We start from the raw sequence: 5,668 nt of genomic DNA, 5'->3' as shown, positions 1-5,668 counted from the left end.
GACCCCGTCGACCCGCTCGTCCACGATCGTGGGATGCCGCTCGGCCAGGGCCAGGAGCGTCATCCCGCCCATCGAGTGACCGGCGAGCACCAGCCTCCCGTCCGGGGCCAGCTCCGCGAGCACGTCGGCGAGGTCGTCGGCCAGCCGGTCGATCGTCGCCGTCCCGGGCCCGGCCGCCTCCGAGGCGCCGTGCCCGCGCAGGTCGTAGCGCACCCGGCGTACCCCTGAGGGCAGCTCGTCGATGACCCGGTCCCACGTCCGGTGGTCCTGTGTCCAGCCGTGCACCAGCACCACCGTGACCGCCGCGTCCGGTGTGCCGCTCACCTCGGCGTGCAGCGCGGTGCCGTCCGAGGTGACCACCCGGCGCGGCCGCGCCGCGCTCTCCGGCGGTCCGCTCTCCCGCCACCCGCTCACCGGTCGGCCACCAGGAACGCGCGCCGCCAGAGCGGCATCCCCACCGACCCGATGAGGCCGTTGTCGTCCAGGAACCCCATGATGCGCTCCCCGGCGTAGCGGAGGGTCTCGTGGTAGTACGGATTCGCCATCGCGGCCCGGTAGCCGTCCCGGGGCCGGATCCCGACGGCCTTGTAGACGTGCGGGTTGATCAGGCTCTGGACGACCTCGTGCGAGACCGCCGCGAGCAGCCACTGCTGGTACTTCAGCTCCGGCCCGGAGAGCCGGGCCACCCCGCGCGTGACCTCCTCACGGGCGAAGGTGACGTGCCGGGCCTCCTCCAGCACGTGGATCCGGTTGACCATCCGCACGAGCGGCTGGACCTCCGGATCGTTCATCTGCTCGCGCTGCAACCGGTCGAGGATCTCCTCGGCCACGAGGATCGCGCCGTACATCGCGGGGCCGTAGCTGATCAGCGGCAGCAGCTTGGCCATGCGGCGGCGCCACGGCAACGGCCCGTACGGCGGGCAGCCGATGCGTTCGGTCATCCGGGCGAACATCGTGGAGTGCCGGCACTCGTCGGCGATCTCGGTCAGCGCGTACTGCGCGAACCCGCTGGTCGGGTCGGCCTTGTAGATCTCCCGGAGCAGCATCTGCATCAGCAGGATCTCGAACCACAGCCCGTTCGTGGCGATGCTGGCGATCTCGTGCTTGCCCAGCTCGATGCGCTGCTCGGGGCTGAGCCGCTCCCACAGTGCGGTGCCGTACAGACTGCTGCGGTGCTCCGGGAGGTACCGCTTGCCCTCGACGAGCGGGGCGTCCCAGTCGATGTCGATCTCCGGGTCGTAGGACTTCCTCGCGGACGAGTTCAGCAGCCGGTGCGCGGTCTTCTCCCGCCGGTCCCGCCCGGGGGCGGCTCGCCCGCCCTCCGTGGCCGGTCCGCCCTCCGACTCCGCAGGCGCGCGCGTCATCGCGGCCACCGCCTTCCCCTGTTCATGTAACTTCCGGTAACAGTTACCTCTGGTAGCATGAAGACCATGGTCGACCGTGTCAACCGCGGTGGTGGATCCACCGCGCGCTCCGGAGCCACGACGGCGGGGGACGCGCGCCGGGACCGCTGGCGCAAGCACCGCATCGCCCGGCGGGCGGAGTTCGTGGAGGCCGCCCTGCGGGCGCTCGACGCACACGGGCCCGAGATGGGGATGGAGGACGTGGCGGCCGAGGCCGGTGTCACCAAGCCGGTGCTCTACCGGCACTTCGACGACAAGGCGGACCTCTATCTCGCGCTCGGGCAGCGGGGCACCGAGATCCTGTTCGAGCGCCTCATCCCCGCGATCAACTCGGAACTGGCGCCCGTCCCGCTGATCCGGACCGCGCTGAACGCCTTCTTCTCCGTGATCGAGGAGCACCCGAACCTCTACCGGCTGCTCGCGCGCAAGTCGTTCGCCGACCGCCCGGTCGACGCGGACGTGGTCGCCGAGGACAAGCAGGTGATCGCCACCGCGCTGACCGCACTGATCGGTGACTACATGCGGATGCTGAACATGGACTCCGGTGCGGCCGAGCCGTGGGCGCACGGGATCGTCGGCATGGTCCAGAACACCGGCGAGTGGTGGCTGGACAAGCGGACGATGAGCCGGGACAGCGTGGTCGACTACCTGACCCGGATCATCTGGGCCGCCATCGACGGCCTCGTCCGGCAGCACGGGCAGGTGCTCGACCCGGACAAGCCCCTCGACGCGAACAAGGTCGTCCACCTGCGACCGACGACGGACACGGGAACGGGAGAGCCCTCATGAGCGGACACGCCGGGACCACACCCGGACACGACGACCACGACGGCTACGCGGGCCCGGCCACGCTGGTGCTCGGGGACACGGAACTGGACGTCGAGCTCCAGCTGCGCGGCCACTTCCAGCCGATCGACGGCCGGTACCACTGGTACGGCCGGATCCGGCCCGACGCCGGGCTGTCCGAGGCCGCCGGAGGGAAGAAGCGGGCGGTCGAGATCCGGACCCCGGACGGCAGCGCGTCCGGTGAGATCTCCGACCCCGATCCGTGGGACCGTTACCGGATCGCGGGCACCAGCACGCCCCCGTTCCCGGTGCCCACGACCCTGGACGCCCTGGAAGCCCCGGCACGGACCTAGGGGCCGGCCGGGCGGACTCAGGCCCTCACGGTTGTTCTCCCGCCTCCGCGGCGGGATGACCGCCACGGTCGCTCACCTCGTCACGCGCCGCATCGAGCGCCGCGCGAACCGCATCAGGACCGATGTCCCGGTGCGGTCCGGGGAGGGTGGCCAACCAGCGTTTCGTCGCCCTCGCCGAAGGACGCGTGCCGGCGACGTCGTCCGCCATCGATCCGGCGACCGGATCGGCCCCGGCCGAGCCGGGGCCGTCACCCGAACTCAGGACTCGACGGCGAAGCCGACGCGACGGACGTCCGACGGCGCGATCTCCACGTAGGCGATGCGGTCGGCGGGCACCAGGTACCGGCGGCCCTTCTCGTCCGTGATCCGGAAGAGGCCGTCGTCGGCGTTCAGCGCCTCGGACACGAGCTTGTCCACCTCGTCGGGCGACTGGCCGCTCGCGACGACCAGCTCCCGGGGGGTGTCCTTGACGCCGATCTTGACCTCCACCTGTGACCTCCGCGGGTGTTGGTTTGGTGCGTTGTCCGTTCCAGGCTAGCCGAGACCGAGGCTCTTCATCCGCTTGGTGTGCCGCTGCTGCAACCGGCGGAGCAACGCCGCGATGCCCGAGAGGTCGCCCGACCCGGCGACGATGAGCTCGGCGAGGCCGTCCCGCTCGGCCACGATGTACTGGGCCTGCGTGAGTGCCTCGCCCAGCAGTCTCCGGCTCCACAGGGCCAGCCGGTCGCGCAGCGGCGCGTCCGACTCGATCGCCGCGGCGACCTCCTGCTGGGCGAATTCGGAGTACCCGGTGTCGGCGAGCACCGTCACGACCAGGTCGCGGGTGCGCTCGTCCAGCACCTCGGCGAGCTCGCGATACAGATCGGCGGCGAGGTTGTCCACCACGTACGCCTTGACCAGCGATTCGAGCCAGGACCGCGGCGCGGTGGAGGACTGGAAGGCGTCGACGTGGCCGAGGAACGGGCGCATGGCGTCGGTGACCGCGACCCCGTGCTCGGCGAGATACCGCTCGAGCAGGCCGTAGTGGCCGATCTCGGCGGCGGCCATCGACGCCAGCGCGGCGTGCCCCTGCAGCGTCGGCGCCGAACGCGCGTCCTCGGCCAGGCGGTCGAACGCCGACAGCTCGCCGTAGGCCAGCACCCCCAGCAGGTCCACGACCCCGGTGGCGATCTCCGGTTGTGCGTCACTCACGGCGCCCACCGTAGTTGAGCGGAAATGGAGACCAACAACACGCCGGAGCCCCGGCCTGTCCCGGCCGGATCGGGCGCGGGACCCGTTACACTGCCCCTCAGTGGTGAAGTTGCCCTCGTGTAGTACGAGTTCCCCTCGTGGTACGAGTCCTCCTCGTAGTACGAGTCCTCCTCGTAGTACTAACTGTCCGCGTGACGCGAGACGGCGCGTGCGCCCCGCCGGGGGTGCCGCCCCTCCGTCGCACTTCACCCCCGACCGACAATGTGCGTGCACGCCTCCGGCGGCGTCCCACCCCGTTTCGTGTGACACACCGCGAAGCGAAACGCTTCGGCGTGGTGGTCGAGTGTCGCGAAGTCACCAGGCTGTGCGCGCTGGTATGAGAGAGGCGATCCGACATCGACCCGAACACCGACATCAACGCGAACACCGACATCGAGCCGGACACGACCGCTGAACAGCCCACCCCGGCGGCGGGCGCCGGGGGCGGCGACGACAACGCGGCCGACGAGGCGCACCCGCTGGTGGCCGGCGCCCCGGTGCGATCGGACGACAACCCCACCTTCGCCGAGCTCGGGGTGCACGAGGACATCGTCTGCGCGCTGCAGGACACCGGCATCGAGCGGACCTTCGCCATCCAGTCGCTGACCCTGCCGCTCGCGCTGGCGGGCGACGACGTCATCGGCCAGGCCCGCACCGGGATGGGCAAGACCCTCGGTTTCGGCGTGCCGCTGCTGCAGCGGCTGTCGCTGCCCGGGGACGGCACCCCGCAGGCACTGGTCGTGGTGCCGACCCGCGAGCTGTGCGTGCAGGTCGCCAAGGACCTCACCGAGGCCGGTGCCCACCTGGGCGTGCGCACCGCCTCCATCTACGGGGGGCGCCCGTACGAGGCCCAGATCGAGACCCTGCAGCAGGGCGTGGACGTCGTCATCGGCACGCCCGGCAGGCTGCTGGACCTCGCCGAGCAGCAGCGGCTGGTGCTGGGCAAGGTCGGCACCCTGGTGCTCGACGAGGCCGACGAGATGCTCGACCTCGGCTTCCTGCCCGATATCGAGCGCATCCTGCGGATGGTCCCGGAGAAGCGGCAGACCATGCTCTTCTCGGCCACCATGCCCGGGCCGATCATCAACCTGGCCCGCACCTTCCTGCACCAGCCGACCCACATCCGCGCCGAGGAGAACGACGAGGGCGCGATCCACGAGCGCACCCGGCAGTTCGTCTACCGCTCGCACTCACTGGACAAGCCGGAGCTGGTCGCCAAGGTGCTGCAGGCCGAGGGCCGCGGCCTGACGATGATCTTCACCAGGACCAAGCGCACGGCGCAGAAGGTCGCCGACGACCTCGCCGAGCGCGGCTTCGCCGCCGCCGCCGTCCACGGTGACCTGGGCCAGGGGGCCCGGGAGCAGGCCCTGCGGGCGTTCCGCTCCGGCAAGATCGACGTGCTCGTGGCCACCGACGTGGCCGCGCGGGGCATCGACGTCGAGGACGTCACCCACGTCGTCAACTATCAGACGCCGGACGACCAGAAGACCTACGTGCACCGCATCGGCCGCACCGGGCGTGCGGGCAAGACCGGCGTGGCCCTCACCCTGGTCGACTGGGACGAGATCCCCCGGTGGAAGCTGATCTCCGACGAACTCGGACTCGGCGTGGACGAGCCGGTGGAGACGTACTCGACGTCCAGGCACCTGTTCGCCGACCTCGACATCCCGGAGAACGCCGCGAGCAGGCTCCCGCTGTCCAAGCGGACCCGCGCGGGACTGTCCGCCGAGACCGAGGAGGACTTCGGCGAGCGGCGCCGGAAGGGGTCGAAGGGGTCCGGCCGGGGCTCCGGCCGGTCCGGCTCCGGCGGATCCGGCCGGTCCGGAGGTGACACGACCGAGGGACGCTCGCCACGGTCACGGTCCCGCAGGCGGACCCGCGGCGGCCGGGAGGCCG

General features: G+C 71.3%; 7 protein-coding genes. 3 read left to right on the top strand and 4 right to left on the bottom strand.

Features of this window, described 5'->3' with window-relative positions; genetic code table 11:
- Both SACPADRAFT_RS0204440 and SACPADRAFT_RS0204435 read right to left on the bottom strand, forming a co-directional pair.
- Nucleotides 1–414: alpha/beta fold hydrolase (locus SACPADRAFT_RS0204440; protein ID WP_007026224.1), on the bottom strand; the 414-nt coding region annotated here is incomplete at its 3' end.
- Nucleotides 411–1,364 carry an AurF N-oxygenase family protein gene (locus tag SACPADRAFT_RS0204435; RefSeq protein WP_007026225.1) on the bottom strand — a complete coding sequence of 318 codons (954 nt, stop codon included), beginning with the start codon at nt 1,362–1,364 and terminating at the stop codon, nt 411–413. The genes SACPADRAFT_RS0204435 and SACPADRAFT_RS0204440, both read right to left, overlap by 4 nt.
- Nucleotides 1,365–1,421: 57 nt before the next feature.
- Between SACPADRAFT_RS0204435 and SACPADRAFT_RS0204430 the strand changes: the two genes are divergently transcribed.
- Nucleotides 1,422–2,192, top strand: a complete 771-nt coding sequence (locus tag SACPADRAFT_RS0204430) for a TetR/AcrR family transcriptional regulator (RefSeq protein WP_007026226.1) — start codon at nt 1,422–1,424, stop codon at nt 2,190–2,192.
- The gene (locus SACPADRAFT_RS0204425) at nt 2,189–2,542 is read left to right on the top strand and encodes a DUF4873 domain-containing protein (protein ID WP_007026227.1); all 354 of its coding nucleotides are present in this window, start codon (nt 2,189–2,191) and stop codon (nt 2,540–2,542) included. The genes SACPADRAFT_RS0204430 and SACPADRAFT_RS0204425 overlap by 4 nt, the downstream gene beginning before the upstream one ends.
- Before the next feature lie 258 nt (nt 2,543–2,800).
- Here SACPADRAFT_RS0204425 and SACPADRAFT_RS0204420 read toward each other — a convergent pair whose 3' ends face one another.
- Nucleotides 2,801–3,031: a DUF3107 domain-containing protein gene (locus tag SACPADRAFT_RS0204420; RefSeq protein WP_007026228.1), complete on the bottom strand. Its 231-nt coding sequence runs from the start codon at nt 3,029–3,031 to the stop codon at nt 2,801–2,803.
- A gap of 45 nt (nt 3,032–3,076) precedes the next feature.
- Complete coding sequence (locus SACPADRAFT_RS0204415; RefSeq protein WP_007026229.1) at nt 3,077–3,733, bottom strand: ferritin-like fold-containing protein; 657 nt, start codon at nt 3,731–3,733, stop codon at nt 3,077–3,079.
- Nucleotides 3,734–4,254: 521 nt separating this feature from the next.
- Between SACPADRAFT_RS0204415 and SACPADRAFT_RS25575 the strand changes: the two genes are divergently transcribed.
- Nucleotides 4,255–5,668, top strand: a 1,414-nt coding sequence (locus tag SACPADRAFT_RS25575) for a DEAD/DEAH box helicase (protein WP_007026230.1), incomplete at its 3' end; no start/stop codon positions are given.

Origin of the sequence: Saccharomonospora iraqiensis subsp. paurometabolica YIM 90007, assembly GCF_000231035.2 — a bacterium.
In the GTDB taxonomy this organism is placed as follows: Bacteria; Actinomycetota; Actinomycetes; order Mycobacteriales; family Pseudonocardiaceae; genus Saccharomonospora; species Saccharomonospora paurometabolica.
This window is presented reverse-complemented; position numbering and strand designations above follow the sequence as displayed.